This window comes from Rhodoferax sp. SPJ4, assembly GCF_058216275.1.
Map to the genome: position 1 here is coordinate 268,464 of NZ_JBYZMN010000001.1, position 19,750 is coordinate 288,213.

Genomic DNA, 19,750 nt, shown 5'->3' on the forward strand with positions numbered 1-19,750 from the left:
TTGCTCCCTTCACTCAAGACAAGAGCGCCCGACATGAGTTCCTCCCCGACTTCCCAGCCCGATGTGTACACCTCCTCCAGCGACGATCTGGGGCCCTTGGGTGCCCTGGGTGGCTTGGTGGCCAACGGTGGCGGCCTGCTGACGGGGGGGGTGCCCACCCTGCCCGGCGTGCCTTCGTTGCCAGGTGCGGACGCGGGCCTGCCCGGCCTGCCTGACCTGGGCAGCTTGACCGGTGCCCTGGGCGGCGGTGGCCTGCCTGCGCTGCCTGGCGCCGCTGACGCGGGCGGTGCCGCCTCGGCATTGCCCGGCCTGGACGCGTTGAGCGGCCTGCTTGCCGGCCTGCCCAGCACCGAACTGCTGACTTCTTTGCTGAGCGGCGGTTTGCCAGCCATGGGTGGGTTGCCCCTGCCCTCCGGTGCCGATGCCGGCACCTTGCCCGGCCTGCCCGCCGCGCCCGGTCTGCCCGAATTGGGCGGCTTCGCTGGTTTGCTGGGTGGCCTGTCGGCTGCCAACCCCGTGACCTCCCAATCGGCTCTGCCCGGCGCGGACGCCCTGCCGGCGGCCGGTGACCTGGGCAGCCTGTCGGGCCTGCTCAGCGCCGCCCCGGCCCTTCCTGGCGGTGAGTCGGCCGGTGGCTTGCCCGCACTGCCACCCCTGCCTGCGCTGTCCGATCTGGTGCCGCTCGATGTCTTGATGGGTTCCACCGGCCCGCTGGCGATTGCCTCGGCCTTGCCCACCCAGCTGCTGACTTCGGTGACCCAGGGTCTGGCCTCGCCCCTCTGAGCGCCGGCGCCACACGACAAAGGGGCCCTCGGGCCCCTTTTTTCATGGTCGGGTGTTTTTCAACCCTGGCGCAGCGCGGCCACCGCGGCCTGCAGGTCGGTTGCCCATTGCCGGCGGTCGCGGCCCTCGGCCTGCTGGGGCTGGCCAAACCAAACCTGGGCGGTGATGGCCGGTGCCGTGAGCGTGCGCCACAGCGAGACCACCAGCGTGTCGTCGCCGATGTAGCAGGGCGCCAGCGACAGCGCGCCAGTGGCACTGTCGGTGAACTGCAGTGCCACCGGCTGCACCGGCGCCTGGGCCGAGATGGCTGCTTGCAACAGGTTGGCGTGGAAGGGCAGCAGCGTGATGCCGTCGCTGGTGGTGCCCTCGGGGAACACCGCCACCACGTCGCCGGCTTGCAGCCGCTCGGTCATGTGGTGCACCACCCGCATCGCGTCGCGGCGCGATTCACGCTCGATATACAAGGTGCCGGCGGCGGTGGCCAGGGTGCCGATCAACGGCCAGTGTTTGACGTCGGACTTGGACACAAAGCGGCAGTAGCGTGCCGCATGCACCACCGCGATGTCCAGCCAGGAGATGTGGTTGGCCGCCAGCAGCACCGGCCCGGTTTCTACCGGCTGGCCATGCACCTGCAGCGAGATGCCCAAATGGCCCAGCAGGGCCCGGGCCCAGGCCGTCACCTCGCGGTGCTCTTCCACCGGCGTGAGTTGGGGGAAGCGCACCTTGATGGTCCACAGCCCCCGGCCGATGTGCAGCCCCACCCGCAGCAAACGCCACAGCGCGCGGGCCACCCGCAGGGGCGAGCGCGAGATCGGTGGCCGGGCGGTCACCGCCGCCGGTGTGGGTTGCATGGCGGGCTTTAGCGCTCGAAGGCCACGTGGCCACCCACCAGGGTGCAGCGCACCCGGCCCGGCAGCTGGTAGCCGCCAAAGGGGGTGTGCTTGCCCTGGCTGCGCAGCGCGGCCGGCGTCACTGTCCACTCGGCGCGCGGGTCGAAGATGCACAGGTCGGCCATGCCGCCGGGCGTCAGCCGGCCGGCGCTGGCCTGCAAGGTGCCCAGGGACTCGCCCAGCACCCGGGCCGGGGCGACGGTCAGCACCCGCAAGGCCTTGTGCAGGCCCTCGGTGGTGGAGGCGTCGGCCCACTTGAGCGCCAGGCTCAGCAACAGCTCCAGCCCGGTGGCACCGGGCTCGGCTTCGGCAAAGGGCAGGGTCTTGGCGTCTTCGTCCACCGGCGTGTGGTCGGACACCAGCGCGTCGATGGTGCCGTCGGCCAGCGCGGCCTGCAGGGCGTCGCGGTCACGCTGCTGGCGCAGCGGCGGGTTGAGCCGGGCCCGGCTGTCGAAATAGCCGATGTCGGCGTCGGTCAGCAGCAGCGAGTTGATGCTCACGTCGCAGGTCACCGGCAGGCCCTCGGCCTTGGCCTGGCGCACCAGGGCCACGCCGGCGGCACTGCTGAGGCGACACAGGTGGACCCGGGCGCCGGTGGCTTTCATCAGCTCGAAAATGGTGTGCAGCGCAATGGTTTCGGCCGCCACCGGCACGCCGGACAGGCCCAGCCGGGTGGCCAGCGGGCCGCTGGCGGCCACGCCCTTGCCCAGGAAGACTTCTTGCGGCCGCAGCCACACGGTGTAGCCAAAGGTGCTGGCGTACTGCATCGCGCGCTGCGTCACCTGGGTGTTGCTCAGCGGCACCTCGGCCTGGCTGAAACCCACACAGCCGGCTTCCGTGAGCTCGCCCATGTCGGTGAGTTCTTCGCCGCGCAGTTTGCGGGTCAGTGCGCCGAGTGGGAACAGCCGCGCCTGGTGCAGTTTTTCGGCGCGGAACTTGAGCATTTCCACCAGACCGGGCTGGTCCAGCACCGGGTGGGTGTCGGGCGGGCAGACCAGGCTGGTCACGCCACCGGCCACCGCGGCGGCCATCTCGCTTTCCAGCATGCCGGCGTGTTCATGGCCGGGCTCGCGCAGCCGGGCCGCCAGGTCCACCAGGCCGGGCGCGACCACGCAGCCGCTGGCGTCTATGGTGCGGTTGGGCACAAAGCCCTCGGGGATTTGCTGGATGGCGAAGATGCGGCCGGCGGCCAGCGCCAGGTCGCACACGGCGTCGAAACCGGAAGCGGGGTCGATGACCCGGCCGCCCTTGATCAGCACTTTCATGGGGTGACCTCCGCGCCCACCGGCGGGTTGCCGGCATTGCCGGCCACGATGCCCATCACCGCCATGCGCACCGCGATGCCGAAGGTCACCTGGGGCAGGATCACGCTTTGCTGGCCGTCGACCACCGCCGAGTCGATCTCCACGCCGCGGTTGATGGGCCCCGGGTGCATCACGATGGCATCGGGTTTGGCGAGTTGCAGTTTCTCCGGCGTCAGGCCGAAGCGCTTGAAGAATTCTTGGGCCGAGGGCAGCAGCGCGCCGCTCATGCGCTCGTTCTGCAGCCGCAGCATGATGATGACATCACAACCTTTGATGCCTTCTTCCAGCGTGTGGCAGACCCGCACACCCATCTGTGCCATGTCGCTGGGCACCAGGGTCTTGGGGCCGACCACCCGCACCTCGGCGCAGCCCAAAGTGGTCAGTGCATGGATGTCGGAGCGGGCCACCCGCGAATGCAACACGTCGCCGACGATGGCCACGGTGAGGTTGGAAAAGTCTTTTTTGTAGTGCCGGATGGTGTACATGTCCAGCAGGCCCTGGGTGGGGTGGGCGTGGCGGCCGTCACCGGCGTTGATCACGTGCACATGGGGGGCCACATGCTGGGCGATCAGGTAGGGGGCGCCCGATTCGCTGTGGCGCACGACGAACAGGTCGGCAGCCATGGCGCTGAGGTTGGCAATCGTGTCCAGCAGCGACTCGCCCTTGCTGGCCGAGCTGCGCGCGATGTCCAGGTTGATGACGTCGGCGCTGAGCCGGGTGGCGGCAATCTCGAAGGTGGTGCGGGTGCGGGTGCTGTTTTCGAAGAACAGGTTGAACACGCTTTTGCCGCGCAGCAGCGGCACCTTTTTGACCTCGCGGTCGCTGACGCTGACGAAGTTGGCCGCGGTGTCCAGGATGTGGGTCAGGATGTCCTTGGGCAGGCCTTCGATGGAGAGCAGGTGAACCAGCTCGCCGTGCTTGTTGAGTTGGGGGTTGCGTTTGTAGAGCATCAGATGTCTCGCAGCTGCAGGCTGAAACGGCCGTCGGCGTCGCGCGCCAGGTCCAGCGACTGGCCGGCCGGCAGCGGCATGGTGGCGGCCGCCAGGTCGGCCTGGATGGGCAGCTCGCGGCCGCCGCGGTCCACCAGCACCACCAGCTTCACGCTGGCCGGGCGGCCGTAGTCGAACAGCTCGTTGAGGGTGGCGCGGATGGTGCGGCCGGTGTAGAGCACGTCGTCGAACAGCAGGATGTTGGCGCCATTGACCTCAAAGCCCAGCTGGGTCTGGCCGCCATCGGACAGGCCGCGCCGGGCGAAGTCGTCGCGGTGCATGGCCGAGGAGATGGTGCCGGGCTGGCCGGGCAGGCCCAGGTCGCGCTGCAGCCGCTCGGCCAGCCAGGCGCCGCCGGAATGGATGCCCACCAGCCGGGTGTCGGGGCGCATCAAGGTGCGCACGCCCTTCAGCAGTTCCGCATACAGCGCCTCTGCGTCCAGGGCCAAGGGGGTGGTCATGGCAGGGTCCTCAAGAACTGTTCAAGAATGATGCAGGCCGAGGCGGCGTCGGCGTCGCGGGCGCCCTGGGCCAGGGCCTCGGTGGTGCTGTAGCGCTCGTCGACCTCGAACACCGGCAGCTTGAAGCGGCCGTGCAGCTGGCGGCCGAACTTGCGGGCGCGCTCGGTGTTCTCATGGGCCGCACCGTCGGGGTGGCAGGGCACACCGATCACCAGCGCGTCGGGCTGCCATTCGCGGATGCGGGCCTCGATCTGCGCAAAACGGGCGTCGCCCGTGGCGGCGATGGTGGCTTGCGGCGTGGCGCTGCGCAGCAGCCGGTTGCCACTGGCCACGCCGGTGCGTTTGAGCCCGTAGTCGAACGCCAGAAAGCTTTGCAGGTGGTCGGGAACCCCGGGGGCGTTGGCAATGGCTGGCGCGGCGGCGCTCATGCGTGCCCGGCCTCGGGTGACAGCATCCAGCGCTGCAGGCCCAGCAGGGCCAGCGCCTTGTCGTAGCGCTGGGCCACCGGCGTGTCGAAGATCACCGCGGCGTCGGCGCCCACGGTCAGCCAGCTGTTGTCGGCCAACTCGGATTCCAGCTGGCCTTCGCCCCAGGCCGAATAGCCCAGCGAGACCAGCACCCGCTTGGGGCCGGCACCGGTGGACAGCGCTTCCAGCACGTCGCGCGAGGTGGTCATCTCCAGGCCGCCGGGAATCACCATGGTGGAGGCGTAGGCCGATTCGGTGGCCGGCGTGGTCACCGGCGACAGCGGCTCGTGCAGCACAAAACCGCGCTCGGTCTGTACCGGGCCGCCCTGGTAGACCGGGCTGTCGCTGAGGTCGTCGCGGCGCAAGGGCAGCTCGACCTGGTCGAACAAATTCTTCAGCTTGATGTCGCTGGGCTTGTTGATCACCAGGCCCAGGGCGCCGCGCTCGGTGTGCTCGCAGACATAGACCACGCTGTGGGCGAAAGCCTCGTCCTCCAGCCCGGGCATCGCGATCAGGAAATGATGCGTCAGGTTGATGGCGGCAGAATCGGCGGGCATGGCTGAATTTTAAGGGCGATCATGGAAAAAGAACTGGCGACGGGCCTGATGTGGTTCCGCCGCGACCTGCGGGCCAACGACAACGCTGGCTTGCACGCGGCGCTGAGCCGCTGCCGGCAGGTGTTTTGTGTGTTTGTGTTCGACCGCGACATCCTCGATGCGCTGCCGCGGGCCGACCGCCGGGTGGAATTCATCCGCGAGTCGCTGGTCGACCTGGACGGCTCGCTGCAGGCCCTGGCCGGCCAGCCGGGCGCTGGCCTGCTGGTGCGCCACGCGGTGGCCCGCGAGGCCGTGCCGGCGCTGGCCCGCGCGCTGGGCGTGCAGGCGGTGTTTGCCAACCACGACCACGAGCCCCCGGCCTTGGCCCGCGACGCCGAGGTCAAGGAGGCGCTGGCCGCCACCGGCATCGCTTTCCACACCACCAAGGACCAGACCATCTTCGAGCGCGACGAGGTGCTGACCCAGGCTGGCCGGCCTTACGGCGTGTTCACCCCGTACAAAAACAACTGGCTCAAACAGCTCACGCCGTTTTACCTGAAGGCCTACCCGGTGGCGCGCCACGCGGCGGCGCTGGCGGCGCGGCCCGAGGGGGAGCGCCGGCCCGTGCCCACGCTGGCCGAATTGGGCTTCGAGCCCACCAACCTGGCCCAGCTGAAAATCCCCACCGGTGCGGCCGGCGGTCAGGCGCTGCTGGCCGAGTTCGTCGAGCGCATGGACCGCTACCAGGACACCCGCGACTTTCCGGCCATCAAGGGGCCCAGCTACCTGAGCGTGCACCTGCGTTTTGGCACCGTGTCCATCCGCCAGCTGGCCCGCACCGCCTGGGCGCGGGTGCAGCAGGGCAGCGCCGGCGCCAGCACCTGGCTCAGCGAGCTGGTGTGGCGGGACTTTTATTTCCAGATCCTGCACCATTTCCCGCACGTGACCGAGCGCGCCTTCAAGCCCGAGTACGACGCCATCCAGTGGCAACAGGGCCCGCAGGCCGAGGCGCTTTTCGCTGCCTGGTGCGAGGGCCGCACCGGCTACCCGCTGGTGGACGCGGCCATGGCCCAGATCAACCAGACCGGCTACATGCACAACCGGTTGCGCATGGTGGTGGCCAGCTTTCTGGTCAAAGACCTTGGCATCGACTGGCGCCGGGGGGAGGCCTACTTTGCCACCCATTTGAACGACTTTGATCTGTCGGCCAACAACGGTGGCTGGCAATGGGCCAGCTCCAGCGGCTGCGACGCCCAGCCCTATTTCCGCATCTTCAACCCGGTCAGCCAGAGCGAGAAGTTCGACGCCGACGGCAAGTTCATCCGCCGCTACCTGCCGCAGCTGGCCGGCCTGCCGAATACCGCGCTGCATTCGCCCTGGACCGCCCGGCCCATCGACCTGCAGGCGGCCGGTGTGGTGCTGGGCCGCGACTACCCGCGGCCGCTGGTTGACCATGCCGAGGCCCGGGCCGAGACCTTGCGGCGTTACGCGGTCGTGAAAAAGGCCGTCGACTGACGGCCTTTGGGGGGGTGGGTTTGCCGGCCGTTCAGCCGACTTTTTCCACGCTGCTGTAGCGCTTCACCAGCCGCAGCAACTCGTCCTCGGCATAGGGTTTGCCGAGGTAGTGGTCGGCGCCCAGGTCGCGGGCATGGTCGCGGTGCTTTTGCGCCATGCGCGAGGTGATCATCACCACCGGCAGGCCGGTCAGGCTGGCGTCGTTGCGGATGGCGCGCAGCAAATCGAAACCGTCCATGCGTGGCATTTCGATGTCGGACAACACCATCACCGGCCGCTCGTCTTGCAGTGCCCGCAGCGCCTGCATGCCGTCGGCCGCCAGGGCCACGCGGTAGCCCTCGCGCTGCAGCAAACGCTGGGTCACGCGGCGCACGGTGATGGAGTCGTCCACCACCAGCACCAGCGGGGCCTGTACCACGACGGGCGCGGCGTCGCCGGGGGTGCGGGTGTCGATGCTGGCCATCCACTGGCGGGCCTGCTCACCGTAGACCGTGGCCAGGGCCACCGGGTTGTAGATCAGCGCCACCGTGCCCGAGGCCAGCACCGTCATGCCGGACAAACCGGGCAAACGGGCCAACTGGGCGCCGAGGTTTTTCACCACCACTTCCTGGTTGCCCAGCACCTCGTCCACATGCAGCGCGACGCGCTGGCCAGCGCTTCGCACCACCACCACCGGAATGGTTTTGCCCACCTCGGTGCTGTGGGCCGAGCTTTGCAGCAGCGCGCCACCCCAGAAGAAGGGCACCTGCTCGCCACCGAACACGATCTGGCCGCTGGCATAGGCCGCGGCCAGCTCTTCGGCGTTGGTGCGGCGCACCAGCTCGATCAGGCCGGCCGGTACACCCAGGGCCAGCGCGCCCATGCGCAGCATCACCACCTGCGTCACCGCGGTGGTCAGTGGCAGCACCAGCCGGAAGCGGGTGCCCTGGCCGGTCTGGCTGTGGGTTTCGATGCGGCCGCCCAGGGCGTTGACCTCGGCCCGCACCACGTCCATGCCGATGCCGCGGCCGGCCAGTTCGGTGACCTCGCGGGCGGTGGAAAAGCCGGGCTGGAAAATCAGCAGCGCGGCGTCCTGCTGGCCCAGGTGCTCGGGCTGGGCCAGTCCCAGCGCCTCGGCGCGCTGGCGCACCGCGGCCAGGTCGATGCCGGCGCCGTCGTCCTCGAACTCCACCGAGACGTCGTTGCCTTCCTGGCGCAGGCGCACGGTGATCAGGCCGTTGGCCGGCTTGCCGCTGGCCAGCCGCTGCTCGGGCGACTCGATGCCATGCACCACCGCGTTGCGCAGCAGGTGCTCGAAAGCCGGCGTCATGCGGTCCAGCACGGCACGGTCCATTTCGATGGTGCCGCCGACGATGTCGAGCGCCACCTGTTTGCCGGTTTCCTTGGAGGTTTGCCGCACCACCCGGTACAGCCGCTCCGAGATGCCTTCAAATTCCAGCATGCGGGTGCGCAGCAGGTCGCGCTGCAGCTCGCGGGTCTGGCGGGCCTGGGCGGCCAGCTCGTCTTCGCTGACCTCCACCGTGCGTTGCAGGTTGCGCTGCACCGTGCCGACGTCGTTGACCGACTCGGCCATCATGCGGGTGAGTTCCTGGACCCGGGTGTAGCGGTCAAATTCCAGCGGGTCGAATTCCTGCTGCGCCTCCTTGGTCTGGGCCAGCCGTGACTCCATCTGGGTTTCGGCCTGCAGCTCGACGTCGCGCAGCTGGCTGCGCAGCCGGTCGAGGTTGCCGCTCAGCTCTTTCAATGCACCGCGCAGCTGGCCCATTTCCGCGGCCATGCGGGTGCGGGTGAGCATGATTTCGCCGGCCTGGTTGAGCAAACGTTCCAGCAACTGGGCCCGCACTCGCACCGTGTGCGAGGCGGCCTGGCGGGCGCTGGCGGCCGCACCGGCCGGCAGTTCCACCCCCAGCGGTGCGACCGGTCCCAGGTGGGGCGCGGCCTCGGGCAACAGGGCTTCGCTGTCGGCGGCCGGCAGCTCGCCGCTGCTGAGGGCCTGGTAGCGCTGGGCGTCCTGCGCCCGCAGCTGCTCGAAGGTGGCCTGCAAGGTGTCGAAGCGGTGCAGCAGCGGCGGCAGGGCCTCGGTTTCGGGGGCGCTGCCCAGCGACTCGATTTCCGACTCCAGCAAATGCGCCAGCTCGCCCAGGCGCAGCGCGCCGGCCAGCCGGGCACTGCCCTTGAGCGTGTGCAACACCCGCAGCACCTCGGTGCGGGCGCTGCTGTTGTCGGGCCGGGCTGTCCATTGGCGCAGCGCGGCGCTGAGTTGTGGCAGCAGCTCGATGGCCTCTTCCTCGAAGATGGGGAAGAGGTCGATGTCCACCGCGTCGGTGGCGTCCAGTTCGTCGTCGGCGTCCAGCACGGCGGCGCGGGGTTCCAGCGCGGGGCGATCGGCCAGCGCCGACGGCGCGGCATCTACAGCCGGCAGGTCGGCCGGCGCGGTGTCGGGCAGGGGTTCGACCGCGGCCACGGGGGCGGCGGGCACGGCCTCGGCCAGCGCCCGCAGGGCCGCGTGCACGGCGGGGTTGGGTTCCTTCAGGAAGCCGGCGGCAAACTGGTGCAGCAGGCGCCGGATGTCCTCGGCGGCCGCCACATAGGTCTGGGCCTGGGCGGCATTGCCCGGGCTGCCGGGCGGGGCGTGTTGCAGCGCCTGCTCCAGGGTTTTGGCCAGGCCGGAGAGCGCGGCAAAACCCACGGTGGCCGAGCTGCCGGCCAGCGAATGGGCCATGGCGACCGCATCGGCCGGGATGGGCCGGTGCAGCTCCAGCGCCCATTCGCCCAGCGCGGTGAGCAAATGGCGCGACCACTCGTCGGCCTCGTTGAGGTAGACGTTGTACAGCGGCAGGCTGATGCGCAGCCCGTCGATGACCTTGGTCTGTTCGTCCTGGCGCAGCGGCAAGTCGTCCAGGCCGTCGTCAACCGCCGCGGCCATCACGGTCTCTTCAGGCTCGGGTTGCGTTTCGGCAGCCACTTCAGCCACCGGTTCAGGCATGGTTTCAGGGGCGGTTTCGGGGGCGGCTTCGGGCGTGGGTGGCAGGGAAACCACCGGCTCGGCCGCCAGCTCGGCCAGGCCGGCGAGGTCGATGTCCTCGATCACCAGCGGGGCGTCGGCAGGGGCGGGCAGGCTGAGGTCCAGCTCGCCGAACAGCGCGGCGAAATCCGGCTCGCTGAGGACGGCCGGCTCGGCGGCGGTGGCCAGGTCAGGGGCGACCACCGCGTCGTCGAAGTCGAGGTCAAAGTCTTCGCTGGGTTCCAGCGCGGGTGTGGCGGCGGGCGGGGCCTCGGCCGGCGGCGCGCTGCCGGTGGCTGGTGCGAACTCGCCCAGGTCAAACTGCAGGTCGTCGGGCACCGCGCCAGATTGGGCCGCGGCCACCGGCACGGCGGGCGGGGCATCGCCGGCGGTTTGGCCGGCCGGTGTCGCGTCCAGCAGCGGCAGCTGCTGGCCTTGCAGGCGCAACGCGTCGGCGCTGAGACGGAAGGGCTGGGCCTGCCAGCCGGCGTCCTGGCCGGCGGCGATGGCGTCGACCCAGTGGCCGAAGGCGTTCAGGCTCTCGCCGGCCACCGTCAGCAAGGCCGGGGAGGCAGCCAGCTGGTCGGCCAGCCAGGTGTTGAGCAGCTGTTCCAAATGCCAGGCGGCGGTGCCGAACTCGCCCAGGCCCACCATGCGCGAGCTGCCCTTGAGGGTGTGGAAGCTGCGGCGCAGCGTGGTCAGCTGGTCCAGGTCTTGCGGGTTGGCTTGCAAGACCGCCACCGCCGTCTGGCCCTGGGCCAGCACCTCACGGGCCTCTTCAAGAAAGATGTCGCGCAGGTCGTCTTCTTCCACGCCGTCGTCCACCGGCGCGGCCGGGGCCGCAGGCGGGGTGGCGGCCACCGCGGCCAGTTCCTGCAGCGCGGCGGCGCTGGCTTGCGCGCCCTGGTCGGACACCGCTTGGGCCGCGGCCTGGGCGGCGGCGGCCAATGCCGGTTGTTCGGCCAGTCTGGCCTGGGCGGCCAGGCTGCCGAGTTGTTCAGAGAGGGTGGCGGCCGGCGCATCGGCCTGGGCGGCGGTGGCCAGCGCCACGCGGGCCAGGGCGGCCGGGGCTTCGGCTGGCGCGGGCGGCGGGGTCTCGTGCTCGGGGGCGGCCCGTCCCATCAGCAGCTTCAGCTCGCCGCTGGCCTCGTCAAACACAAACAGCTTGCGGGCCAGCGTGGGCTGGTAGTTCAGCATGTCGATCAGAAAGCCCAGCGCACCCAGGTTGTTGCCCAGCTGGTCAAAGCGGGCGCTGGCTTGCTGCGGGTCGACCTCGGTGGCCAGCATGTCGTCCACCATGTCGCGCATGCGCAGCACCGCGTGGCCGGCATGGTCCAGGCCCAGCACCGACAGCACGCCGCGCATCTGCGTCAACTGGGCTGGCACCCGGGCCAGCCCGCCTTTTTCGTGCGGGTTGCGGAAAAACTGGTCGAGCGCACCCTCCAGCTCCGACATCGCGGTGCGCAGTTCGCCCACCACGCTGCCCATGGTGTGGCGGTCGCTGACGCGGCGGTACAGCTCCTCCATCCAGGGCTCCAGCGGCTGCGAGGCGCCGCCGGCCAGCACGCCTTGCAGGCGTTCGGCCAGCCGGGCGGTGCGGTCGGTGAGCTGGGTGGTGTGCGGGGCCAGGTCTTCGAAGGTGGCTTCCAGGTACAGCACCGAGGTGGCCACTTCCATCGCCAGCTCGGTGCTGGGCGGCTGACCGGAGCGCAGGATGGTTTCCATCGCCGAGGTCAGTGTCTGGGCCAGGCTGGCGCTGGGCGGGTGCAGCCGCACCAGCGAATCGGCGACCAGGCCGAACTGGTCGGCCACCGGCCGCAGTTTGGCCACGTCACCCCCCGACAGGTGGGACCAGGCCTCCTTGGCGGCGGCGATGCGTTTGCGGGCCTGGATCAGCAGCGTCGGGTCGAAGCGGCCGAACACCGGCGCCGCGTAGTTCACCGGGGCGGTGTCGGCCACCTGGTGGGCGGCGCGCACCGCCTGCAGCACCGGGGCGTCGGTGGCGGCCGCGGGTTGGGACTGGGCGCAGAAAAACAGCAGGTCCTGGGCCAGGCGATCGGACACCGTGTCGTCGCCCTTCACCAGCGTGGCGTACTGCAACAGCAGCCGGGTGGCGGCGCGTTTGGCGTAGACGTCCATGGGCAACAAACCCAGGGCCACGGCCTCGGCCATGCCGGCGGCCAGTTGCCAGAAACTGCGCGGCTCGGGCTTGTGCTGGGCGGCGGCGAAGCCGAGTGCCAGCTCACACAACTGGCGGGCGGCCTGCGGGTCGGCGCGCACCAGGCGCAGCACCGACTGGTCGAGCTGGGCCCTGGCCTCGGGGCTGTAGGCGATGGGGGCGGTGGCGGGCAATTGGGCGCTGGCGTCGGCCCAGCCCCAGGGCGTGGCAAACAGGTCGGCCGGGTGGACCCGGTCGGCCCCGGCCAGGGCCTGCACGTCGCGGTACTGCGGGAACAGCCCGACCGGCGAGACCGGCCGGCCGGCCAGCACGCCCTCGAGGTATTCGATCAGCGCAAAGCTGGCCTGTTCGATGGTGGTGGCGGCGACTTCGGTGCACAGCTGCGGGGCTTGCACCCATTTCTGCACCGTGGTCTCCATCGCGCCCAGCACCATGGCCGGTACCGCCTGGCCCACCATGGTCAGCGCGCCGGCGGCCTGGTGCAACTGCTGCCGCGCCAGGCGCAGCGAGGTGGGGTCCAGGGCCTCGATGTCGGAAGCACCGTGGCTGTGGGTTTCGCGCACAAAGCGCCGCAGCGACTTGGTGGCCGTGTCCAGCGACTTGCGCAGCTCGTCCAGCACCCAGGCCAGCGGGCCCAGGTCGTGTGCGTCGGGTCCGGTGGACAAAGGGGTGTCGGCGGCAGGGGTGAACATGGGGACCCGCGTCAGACGATCTTGAACCGGGCGACCGACTGGCGCAGCTCCTCGGCCACCCGGGCCAGGTCACGCACCTGCTGGGCGGTGGAGCGGGTGCTTTCACCGGTTTGCTCGGTCATCGCAAAAATGTGCTGGATGTTGCCGGCCACCACGTTGGCCGAGTTGGCCTCTTCGGCGGTGGCGCTGGAAATCTGTTCGATCAGCTCGGCCAGGCGGCGTGACACGGCGTCAATTTCCGACAGCGCCGCACCGGCGTTGTCGGACAGCTTGGCCCCCTCGACCACACCGCGGGTGGAGCGTTCCATGGCGGCCACCGCGTCCTGGGTGTCGGTCTGAATGGCTTTCACCAGCACCGCGATCTGGCGCGCGGCGTCGGCCGAGCGTTCGGCCAGCCGCTGCACTTCTTCGGCCACCACCGAGAAGCCGCGACCGGCGTCACCGGCCGAGGCGGCCTGGATGGCGGCGTTCAAGGCCAGCACGTTGGTCTGTTCGGTGATGTCCGAGATCAGTTCGGTGATTTCGCCGATCTCCTGCGACGACTCGCCCAGCCGCTTGATGCGTTTGGAGGTTTCCTGAATCTGGTCGCGGATGGCGTTCATGCCGCCGATGGCGTTCTGCACCGCGCTCAGACCGGACTCGGCGGCCAGCAGCGACTGGCGGGCCACCGAGGCCGATTCCTGGGCCTGGGTGGAGACGTCGTTGATGCGGGTCGCCATGTCCAGCACCGACTGGCCGGTTTCGCGGATCTCGCGCAGCTGTTCGGTGGAGGTGGCCAGCAGCTCGGTGGAGGTGGCCTCCACCCGCGCCGTGGTTTGCGTCACCCGGGCGGCGGTGTTCTGCACGTTGCCCACCAGGGCGCGCAGTTCTTCCACCGTGTAGTTCACCGAGTCGGCGATGGCGCCGGTGATGTCTTCGGTCACCGTGGCCTCGTGGGTCAGGTCGCCCTCGGCCACCGTCTGCAACTCGTTCATCAAGCGCAGAATGGCCGCCTGGTTGGCGTCGTTGACGCGCTTGGCTTCTTTTTCCAGTTGCTCGGCGGCCTGCTGCTGGGCGCGGGCTTCGCGCTGTTCGCGTTCGGCGCGGACCTGGCGCTGGCGACCGTCCTGCACCTGCACATAGGCCAGGCCGAAAGCACAGGCCAGTGCAAACAGCGCCGCCCCGGCCAAGGCCGCCAACGCTGCCAGGCCGGGCCCGGACTCGCTGGACAGCTTGCCCTGCAGCACCTGCAGGCTCTGGCGCAGCGGTTCGCTGTCGGCCAGCACCGTGGCCTGGGCGTCGCGCGCCGCCACCAGGCTTTGCAGGTTGCCCAGAATCGAGCCGGCCTGGACCCGGGTCTGCTCGAACAGCTTGACCAGGGCCTCCAGCCGCTCGCGGGTTTGCGGCTCGCGGGTGGGGCTCAGGCGCAGGTCGGCGTTGCCGTCCAGCAGGCCCTTGGTAAGTTCGTTGAAGGAGTTCAGGTCTTTGCCGAGCAGGAACACCGCCTCGGGGCTGACACCCTCCTGGGTCAGGAACTCGTTGGCCGATTTGCCGATGCGCTGGGTCAGCATCTGCAGCTGGCTGGCGGCGGCGATTTCGGCCGTCGGTGCGCCCTGCTGCAATTTCAGCGAGGACACGGTTTCGGCAATTTCCAACAGGTCGGCGGACTGGCGGTTGATGCTGCGCAGCGCGGCGCCGACCTGGGTCAGCACCTTTTGCTGGGCCAGCACGGTGTTGGCGCCTTTTTCGGCGCGGTCCACCGCGGGCATGACCTTGTCCAGGTCAGCCTGGTAGGCGCCTGCCACCGGAGCGACCTGGATCTCGTCGTTGCCATCCTTCAGCGCACGGGTGGTCATGGCCAGCACCTGGGCGCTTTCCTTCACGTCGGGGAAGGCGCTTTCCGCACCCACCAGGGCCTGCGACACCGACTTGGCCAGGCGCTGCGACTGCATCAGCGACTGACCGCTGGCGGCGATCTGCTGGTTGACCTTGTTGCCCTCGCTCAGGGTGTAGAAGATGGTGCCGCCCAGCACCAGCAGCGTCAGCACGAACAGCCGGGTCAGCGTGCGCTGGTGCTGGGTGATGCTGCGGCGGCCCAGCAGCGGCAGCTCAATCAGGTCGTCGGCCGCGCTGTCGGCGGTGGCTTCGCTGGCCAGCTTGGGGAACTGGCTGTCGCCGGCGGACATCAGGCTGTCGGTGCTTTGACCCATCAGGGTGCTGGGTCGGTCGCCCAGCCCGCTGTCGGGGCTGGCGGCTTCCGCCTGGCCAGGAAACGGGGTCGTGTCGGGTGCAGCAACGGACATGGTGAGCCTCTAAAGATGCGATGCGCTGATGTGAACAAAGCGCTCCTGAGAGCACAGCTGTTGAAGGTTGATTTCCTGCCAGACCTGCTGGTCGGCATCGGTGTAGCGGTGGCCGAACCAGGGTGGGGCGTCGTCGGCGGGCGCGGTCTGCTCGGTGAAGGACTCGGGGCTGCGCAGGCCCAGCAGCCGTTCAATGCGCAGCGCGCAGTTGACGTCCAGCAAGGTGTTGAGCGTGACCAGCCGGGCCTCGGCGGCGGCAGGCGGTGTGTGGGGGGCGTCGGCACCGATGAAGCGGGCCAGGTCGGCCACGCCGAACAGGCCGCCGCGCAGGCTGGCCACCCCCAGGAACCAGGGCTGGGTGTAGGCCACCGGTTGCAACACCGGCACCGGGAAGATTTCGCCCGACTGGCGCAGCGGCAGCAGGTAGCGCTGGCCACCGGTTTCCACCGCCAGCCAGGAAGCCGCGGCGCTGGTGGTCTTGACGGTCTCCAGCTTGACGGCCAGCCGGCTTTGCAGGTCTCTGAGGGCTTCGCGGTTGGCCATGGGGCGACGGCTTAGCTCAGGGCCTTGATCTTGGCCAGCAGCTCGTCGGCATTGACCGGCTTGGTGATGTAGTCCCGCGCGCCCTGGCGCAGGCCCCAGACCCGGTCGGTCTCCTGGTTCTTGCTGGTGCACATGATGATGGGCAGGTCGGCGTACAGCGGGTCGCGCGAGATGGCCCGGGTCAGCTGGAAGCCGTTCTGGCCCGGCATGATGACGTCCATCAGGATCAGGTCGGGCTTGGCCGCCCCCAGCTGGTCCATGGCCTCGGTGGCATTGGCCGCGGTGCGCACCGCAAAGCCCTTTTTCTGCAGCAGGTCCGACAGGTAGAGCAGCTCGGTTTTGGAATCGTCAACGACGAGAATGCTACGGATGGTCATCACATCTCTCCTGGGGTGTGGCCCAATTGCCGCACCGTGAACAACAGCTGGTCTTTGGTGAAGGGCTTGGTCAGGTACTCCTGGGAGCCGACCATGCGACCACGCGCCTTGTCGAACACGCCGTCCTTGGACGAGAGCATGACGATGGGGGTGCTGGCGAAATGGGGGTTGCGCTTGATGATGGCGCAGGTCTGGTAGCCGTCCAGCCGCGGCATCAGGATGTCGCAGAAGATCAAATGGGGCTGGAAGTCGCTGACCTTGGCCAGCGCATCGAAACCGTCTTCGGCCAACACCACCTCATGACCCCCCTGCTTGAGGAAAATCTCGGCGCTGCGGCGAATGGTGTTGCTGTCGTCGATGACCAGGATTTTCAGACCCGATGGGGGGATGCTCACGTGGGGGGCTCCTCAGGCAATGCGGGGATGGGGTTGCCGGTCAGCCTAACTTAAATCTGCACCAGTTCAAAGTCTTCCTTGCGCGCGCCGCACTCGGGGCAGGTCCAGTTCATCGGCACATCGGCCCAGGCCGTGCCGGGTGCAATCCCGTGTTCGGCGGCACCGGTTGCCTCGTCGTAAATCCAGCCACAAATCAGGCACATCCAGGTTTTTGATTCAGTCACTTTGAGCAAAGCCTTCGCATAGAATGAAACGATTGTATCGGGGCCAATCGACCCATTCGTGCGCCCCCTGCACCCTTCCCGCGTGAACAGGCCCAGCGCATGACGACCCCTTCGGATTCAACGCCAACCCCTCCCGAGGACGGCCATGCGCAGGACGATGAAAGCCCGGTCTGTGTGCTGGTGTTCAACGCCAGCGACCCCAGCGGCGCCGGCGGCCTGAGCAGCGACATCACCACCTCGGCCTCGGTCGGTACCCACGCCTTGCCGGTCACCTGCGGCGGCTACATCCGCGACACCGCAGAAATCTTCGACCACTTTGCCGTTGATGAAGAGGCCGTGGCCGAGCAGGCCCGCGTCATTCTGGAAGACGTGGCGGTGCACGCCATCAAGGTCGGTTTCGTCGGCACACCGGAGAACGTCAGCACCATCGCCGAGATCCTGGCCGACTACGCCGACGTGCCGGTGGTGGCCTACATGCCCAATTTGTCCTGGTGGGACGAGAACGAGATCGACCCCTACCTGGACGCCTTCCGCGAGCTGATGCTGCCGCAGACCGCGGTGTTGGTTGGAAACCACAGCACGCTGTGGCGCTGGCTGTTGCCCGACTGGGGCAGCGAGCGCCCGCCCTCGGCGAAAGACATCGCCCACGCCGCCGCCGAGGCCGGCGCGCCCTACACGCTGGTGACCGGCATCCCCATGCCCGAGCAGCACATCGACAACGCGCTGGCCTCGCCGCAGGCGGTGCTGTGCAGCGCCAACTTCGAGCGCTTCGAGGCGGTGTTCTCCGGCGCCGGCGACACCTTGTCCGGTGCGCTGGCCGCGCTGGTGGCCAGCGGGGTCGATCTGGCCCAGGCCGCCGGCGAGGCCCTGACCTACCTCGACCGCTGCCTGGACAGCGGCTTCCGGCCCGGCATGGGCCACATCCTGCCCGACCGCCTGTTCTGGGCCCAGGGCGAAGACGACGGCGACGACACCGACAGCGAGGCCGCGCCGGCCGACGAACTGCAGCTGCTCAACTTTCCCCGCAATGACCTCAAACACTGACCGCAACCAGCAACTCTTTGAACGCGCCCAGGCGCTGATTCCCGGCGGCGTGAACTCGCCGGTGCGCGCCTTCAAGGCGGTGGGCGGCACGCCACGCTTTGTGCAGCGCGCCCAGGGGGCTTATTTCTGGGACGCCAACGGCCAGCAATACACCGACTACATCGGCTCCTGGGGGCCGATGATCCTGGGCCATGGCCACCCGGCGGTGGTGGAGGCGGTGCAGAAGGCGGTGCTGGAGGGCTTTTCCTACGGCGCACCGACCGAGCGCGAGGTGGAACTGGCCGAGGCCATCGTGAAGCTGGTGCCGTCCATCGAGATGGTGCGGCTGGTGAGTTCGGGCACCGAAGCGGCCATGAGCGCGATCCGGCTGGCGCGCGGCGCCACCGGCCGCAGCAAGCTGGTCAAGTTCGAAGGCTGTTACCACGGCCATGCCGACGCGCTGCTGGTGAAAGCCGGCTCCGGCCTGGCCACCTTTGGCAACCCCACCAGCGCCGGTGTGCCGCCCGAGGTGGTGCAGCACACGCTGGTGCTGGAGTACAACAACGTCGCCCAGCTGGAAGAAGCCTTTGCGCTGCACGGCGACGAGATCGCCTGTTTGATGATCGAGCCGATTGCCGGCAACATGAACTTCGTGCGCGCCTCCGTGCCCTTCATGACCCGCTGCCGCGAGCTGTGTTCGAAACACGGCGCGCTGCTGGCCTTTGACGAGGTGATGACGGGTTTTCGCGTCGCACTCGGTGGTGCGCAGTCGGTCTACGCCGGCCTGATCCCCGGGTTCGAGCCCGACATGACGGTGATGGGCAAGGTCATTGGCGGCGGCATGCCGCTGGCCGCTTTCGGCGCCAAGCGCGAGGTGATGCGCCAGCTGGCGCCGCTGGGCGGGGTTTACCAGGCCGGCACGCTGAGTGGCAACCCGGTGGCCACCGCCTGTGGCCTGGCCACATTGAAAGAGGTGTCCAAGCCCGGCTTCTACCAGGCCCTGGGCCAACGCACCCGGCAACTGGTGGACGGTTTGCAAGGCGCGGCCGCGGCCAGTGGCCAGACCCTGACGGTGGACTGCCAGGGCGGCATGTTCGGCTTCTTCCTGCTGGACGCGCTGCCGCAGAACTACGCCACCGTGATGACCACCGACGGCCCGCGCTTCAACCGCTTCTTCCACGGCATGCTGGACCGCGGCGTCTACTTCGCCCCGGCGCTGTACGAGGCCGGTTTTGTCAGTGCGGCCCATACCGAGGCCGACATCGCCGACACCGTGGCCGCAGCCCGCGAGGTGTTTGCCAGCCTGGCCGTGTGACCTCCACCCGCCCTGGCTTGATGTCTCGCACCCGCCTGGTCTGCTGGCTGGGCTGCGTGGCCGCCAGCGCCGGCTGGGCCCAGGGGGTGAGCACCCCGGCGCCGGACCCGGTGGAATACAAGCTGACGGTGGGGCAGTACCGCCTGGCCGGCGAGGCCAACGCGCTGGACGTCAACCTGCGCGCCTCGCGCGGCGACCAGACCGCTTGGCTGGGCTACTACCAGCAAGGTGCGGGGCAGTCGGGCAGCCCCCGGCTGACGCAGTCGCGGGCTGGCTTTGAGCAGACGCTGAACTGGGCACCGGTCAAGACCGTGATTTCGGCCACCGCTGCCAGCGGCGGCTACCTGGGCCTGGGCTTCACCTCAGAGATCGGCAGTGACGCGTTCTATGGCATCGCCGGCTTTTCACGCACCAATTTGCGCAACTACTTCAACCTGAACTTCGACCCCAACGACGCCATCACGCTGGGCCTGGGCAGCCGGGCGATTCCTGGCTTGCCGATCGCGGTGTTTCAGGTGCGCGACGACCGTCTGGGCACGCAGCAGGTCAACACCCACCTGTTGTTCCGTTACCAGGCTTCCGACGCGGTGCGCTGGACGGTGGACCTGGCCGACAAGCGTGGCCTGCTGGACAACGGCGACCACAGCCACCAGACCAGCCTCAGCCTGACCCTGGACCACAAGCCCTGGTTTGTCAGGCTGGCGGTGGACCCGCGCGTCAACTTCACACGGCAGGACATGGTCAGGCTGTCGTACGGCCTGCGCTTTTGAG

Annotated in this window: 17 protein-coding genes; 5 read left to right on the top strand and 12 right to left on the bottom strand. The window is 69.1% G+C overall.

From position 1 onward, the window contains the following. Nucleotides 1-33: 33 nt before the first annotated feature. On the top strand, nt 34-783 hold the full coding sequence (locus AC4BAR_RS01235) for a hypothetical protein (protein WP_490626001.1): 750 nt from the start codon (nt 34-36) through the stop codon (nt 781-783). A gap of 59 nt (nt 784-842) precedes the next feature. Here the strand turns inward: AC4BAR_RS01235 and AC4BAR_RS01240 are convergent, their stop codons facing one another. Genes AC4BAR_RS01240 through AC4BAR_RS01265 form a run of 6 tightly spaced genes read right to left on the bottom strand, consistent with a single transcriptional unit; the run spans nt 843 to nt 5,451 of the window. After that, nucleotides 843-1,634, bottom strand: coding sequence for a lysophospholipid acyltransferase family protein (locus tag AC4BAR_RS01240; RefSeq protein WP_490626002.1), 792 nt, complete (start codon nt 1,632-1,634; stop codon nt 843-845). A gap of 8 nt (nt 1,635-1,642) precedes the next feature. Further along, nucleotides 1,643-2,938: a dihydroorotase gene (locus AC4BAR_RS01245; RefSeq protein WP_490626003.1), complete on the bottom strand. Its 1,296-nt coding sequence runs from the start codon at nt 2,936-2,938 to the stop codon at nt 1,643-1,645. Further along, complete coding sequence (locus tag AC4BAR_RS01250) at nt 2,935-3,927, bottom strand: aspartate carbamoyltransferase catalytic subunit (RefSeq protein ID WP_490626004.1); 993 nt, start codon at nt 3,925-3,927, stop codon at nt 2,935-2,937. Before AC4BAR_RS01250 ends, AC4BAR_RS01245 begins: the two co-directional genes overlap by 4 nt. After that, entirely contained in the window at nt 3,927-4,427 is a 501-nt protein-coding gene (gene pyrR / locus AC4BAR_RS01255; protein ID WP_490626005.1) for a bifunctional pyr operon transcriptional regulator/uracil phosphoribosyltransferase PyrR, read from the bottom strand. Before pyrR ends, AC4BAR_RS01250 begins: the two co-directional genes overlap by 1 nt. Next, entirely contained in the window at nt 4,424-4,855 is a 432-nt protein-coding gene (gene ruvX, locus AC4BAR_RS01260) for a Holliday junction resolvase RuvX (protein WP_490626006.1), read from the bottom strand. Before ruvX ends, pyrR begins: the two co-directional genes overlap by 4 nt. Continuing rightward, a complete protein-coding gene (locus tag AC4BAR_RS01265; RefSeq protein WP_490626007.1) occupies nt 4,852-5,451 on the bottom strand; it encodes a YqgE/AlgH family protein in 600 nt (199 codons plus the stop codon). The genes ruvX and AC4BAR_RS01265 overlap by 4 nt, the downstream gene beginning before the upstream one ends. Before the next feature lie 21 nt (nt 5,452-5,472). Between AC4BAR_RS01265 and AC4BAR_RS01270 the strand changes: the two genes are divergently transcribed. Continuing rightward, on the top strand, nt 5,473-6,945 hold the full coding sequence (locus AC4BAR_RS01270) for a cryptochrome/photolyase family protein (RefSeq protein ID WP_490626008.1): 1,473 nt from the start codon (nt 5,473-5,475) through the stop codon (nt 6,943-6,945). A 31-nt stretch (nt 6,946-6,976) separates the two neighbouring features. Here the strand turns inward: AC4BAR_RS01270 and AC4BAR_RS01275 are convergent, their stop codons facing one another. Genes AC4BAR_RS01275 through AC4BAR_RS01300 form a run of 6 tightly spaced genes read right to left on the bottom strand, consistent with a single transcriptional unit; the run spans nt 6,977 to nt 16,641 of the window. Beyond that, the gene (locus AC4BAR_RS01275) at nt 6,977-12,820 is read right to left on the bottom strand and encodes a hybrid sensor histidine kinase/response regulator (protein ID WP_490626009.1); all 5,844 of its coding nucleotides are present in this window, start codon (nt 12,818-12,820) and stop codon (nt 6,977-6,979) included. Nucleotides 12,821-12,831: 11 nt separating this feature from the next. Then, nucleotides 12,832-15,102 (bottom strand): methyl-accepting chemotaxis protein, encoded by a 2,271-nt coding sequence (locus tag AC4BAR_RS01280; protein WP_490626010.1) that lies wholly within the window; start codon nt 15,100-15,102, stop codon nt 12,832-12,834. A gap of 9 nt (nt 15,103-15,111) precedes the next feature. Next, nucleotides 15,112-15,645, bottom strand: coding sequence for a chemotaxis protein CheW (locus tag AC4BAR_RS01285; RefSeq protein ID WP_490626011.1), 534 nt, complete (start codon nt 15,643-15,645; stop codon nt 15,112-15,114). An 11-nt stretch (nt 15,646-15,656) separates the two neighbouring features. Beyond that, entirely contained in the window at nt 15,657-16,022 is a 366-nt protein-coding gene (locus AC4BAR_RS01290) for a response regulator transcription factor (RefSeq protein WP_490626012.1), read from the bottom strand. Continuing rightward, a complete protein-coding gene (locus AC4BAR_RS01295) occupies nt 16,022-16,417 on the bottom strand; it encodes a response regulator (protein WP_490626013.1) in 396 nt (131 codons plus the stop codon). Before AC4BAR_RS01295 ends, AC4BAR_RS01290 begins: the two co-directional genes overlap by 1 nt. A 50-nt stretch (nt 16,418-16,467) precedes the next feature. Next, the gene (locus AC4BAR_RS01300) at nt 16,468-16,641 is read right to left on the bottom strand and encodes a rubredoxin (RefSeq protein WP_490626014.1); all 174 of its coding nucleotides are present in this window, start codon (nt 16,639-16,641) and stop codon (nt 16,468-16,470) included. 99 nt (nt 16,642-16,740) lie between these two features. Between AC4BAR_RS01300 and thiD the strand changes: the two genes are divergently transcribed. The 3 genes from thiD to AC4BAR_RS01315 are packed head-to-tail and all read left to right on the top strand — an operon-like array spanning nt 16,741 to nt 19,749. Beyond that, complete coding sequence (thiD, locus tag AC4BAR_RS01305; protein ID WP_490626015.1) at nt 16,741-17,685, top strand: bifunctional hydroxymethylpyrimidine kinase/phosphomethylpyrimidine kinase; 945 nt, start codon at nt 16,741-16,743, stop codon at nt 17,683-17,685. Next, nucleotides 17,669-18,979 (top strand): glutamate-1-semialdehyde 2,1-aminomutase, encoded by a 1,311-nt coding sequence (hemL, locus tag AC4BAR_RS01310; RefSeq protein ID WP_490626016.1) that lies wholly within the window; start codon nt 17,669-17,671, stop codon nt 18,977-18,979. Before thiD ends, hemL begins: the two co-directional genes overlap by 17 nt. Before the next feature lie 20 nt (nt 18,980-18,999). Further along, nucleotides 19,000-19,749 (top strand): hypothetical protein, encoded by a 750-nt coding sequence (locus tag AC4BAR_RS01315; RefSeq protein ID WP_490626017.1) that lies wholly within the window; start codon nt 19,000-19,002, stop codon nt 19,747-19,749. The last annotated feature ends 1 nt before the right edge of the window (nt 19,750 follow it).

What these genes read in the sequence shown, in the direction of transcription:
- AC4BAR_RS01315 (WP_490626017.1), top strand. Translation starts at nt 19,000, where the DNA reads ATGTCTCGCACCCGCCTGGTCTGCTGGCTGGGCTGCGTGGCCGCCAGC.
- thiD (WP_490626015.1), top strand. Translation starts at nt 16,741, where the DNA reads ATGACGACCCCTTCGGATTCAACGCCAACCCCTCCCGAGGACGGCCAT.
- AC4BAR_RS01265 (WP_490626007.1), bottom strand. Translation starts at nt 5,451, where the DNA reads ATGCCCGCCGATTCTGCCGCCATCAACCTGACGCATCATTTCCTGATC.
- AC4BAR_RS01270 (WP_490626008.1), top strand. Translation starts at nt 5,473, where the DNA reads ATGGAAAAAGAACTGGCGACGGGCCTGATGTGGTTCCGCCGCGACCTG.
- AC4BAR_RS01280 (WP_490626010.1), bottom strand. Translation starts at nt 15,102, where the DNA reads ATGTCCGTTGCTGCACCCGACACGACCCCGTTTCCTGGCCAGGCGGAA.
- AC4BAR_RS01290 (WP_490626012.1), bottom strand. Translation starts at nt 16,022, where the DNA reads ATGACCATCCGTAGCATTCTCGTCGTTGACGATTCCAAAACCGAGCTG.
- AC4BAR_RS01240 (WP_490626002.1), bottom strand. Translation starts at nt 1,634, where the DNA reads ATGCAACCCACACCGGCGGCGGTGACCGCCCGGCCACCGATCTCGCGC.
- AC4BAR_RS01275 (WP_490626009.1), bottom strand. Translation starts at nt 12,820, where the DNA reads ATGTTCACCCCTGCCGCCGACACCCCTTTGTCCACCGGACCCGACGCA.
- AC4BAR_RS01285 (WP_490626011.1), bottom strand. Translation starts at nt 15,645, where the DNA reads ATGGCCAACCGCGAAGCCCTCAGAGACCTGCAAAGCCGGCTGGCCGTC.
- AC4BAR_RS01245 (WP_490626003.1), bottom strand. Translation starts at nt 2,938, where the DNA reads ATGAAAGTGCTGATCAAGGGCGGCCGGGTCATCGACCCCGCTTCCGGT.
- AC4BAR_RS01235 (WP_490626001.1), top strand. Translation starts at nt 34, where the DNA reads ATGAGTTCCTCCCCGACTTCCCAGCCCGATGTGTACACCTCCTCCAGC.
- AC4BAR_RS01250 (WP_490626004.1), bottom strand. Translation starts at nt 3,927, where the DNA reads ATGCTCTACAAACGCAACCCCCAACTCAACAAGCACGGCGAGCTGGTT.
- hemL (WP_490626016.1), top strand. Translation starts at nt 17,669, where the DNA reads ATGACCTCAAACACTGACCGCAACCAGCAACTCTTTGAACGCGCCCAG.
- pyrR (WP_490626005.1), bottom strand. Translation starts at nt 4,427, where the DNA reads ATGACCACCCCCTTGGCCCTGGACGCAGAGGCGCTGTATGCGGAACTG.
- ruvX (WP_490626006.1), bottom strand. Translation starts at nt 4,855, where the DNA reads ATGAGCGCCGCCGCGCCAGCCATTGCCAACGCCCCCGGGGTTCCCGAC.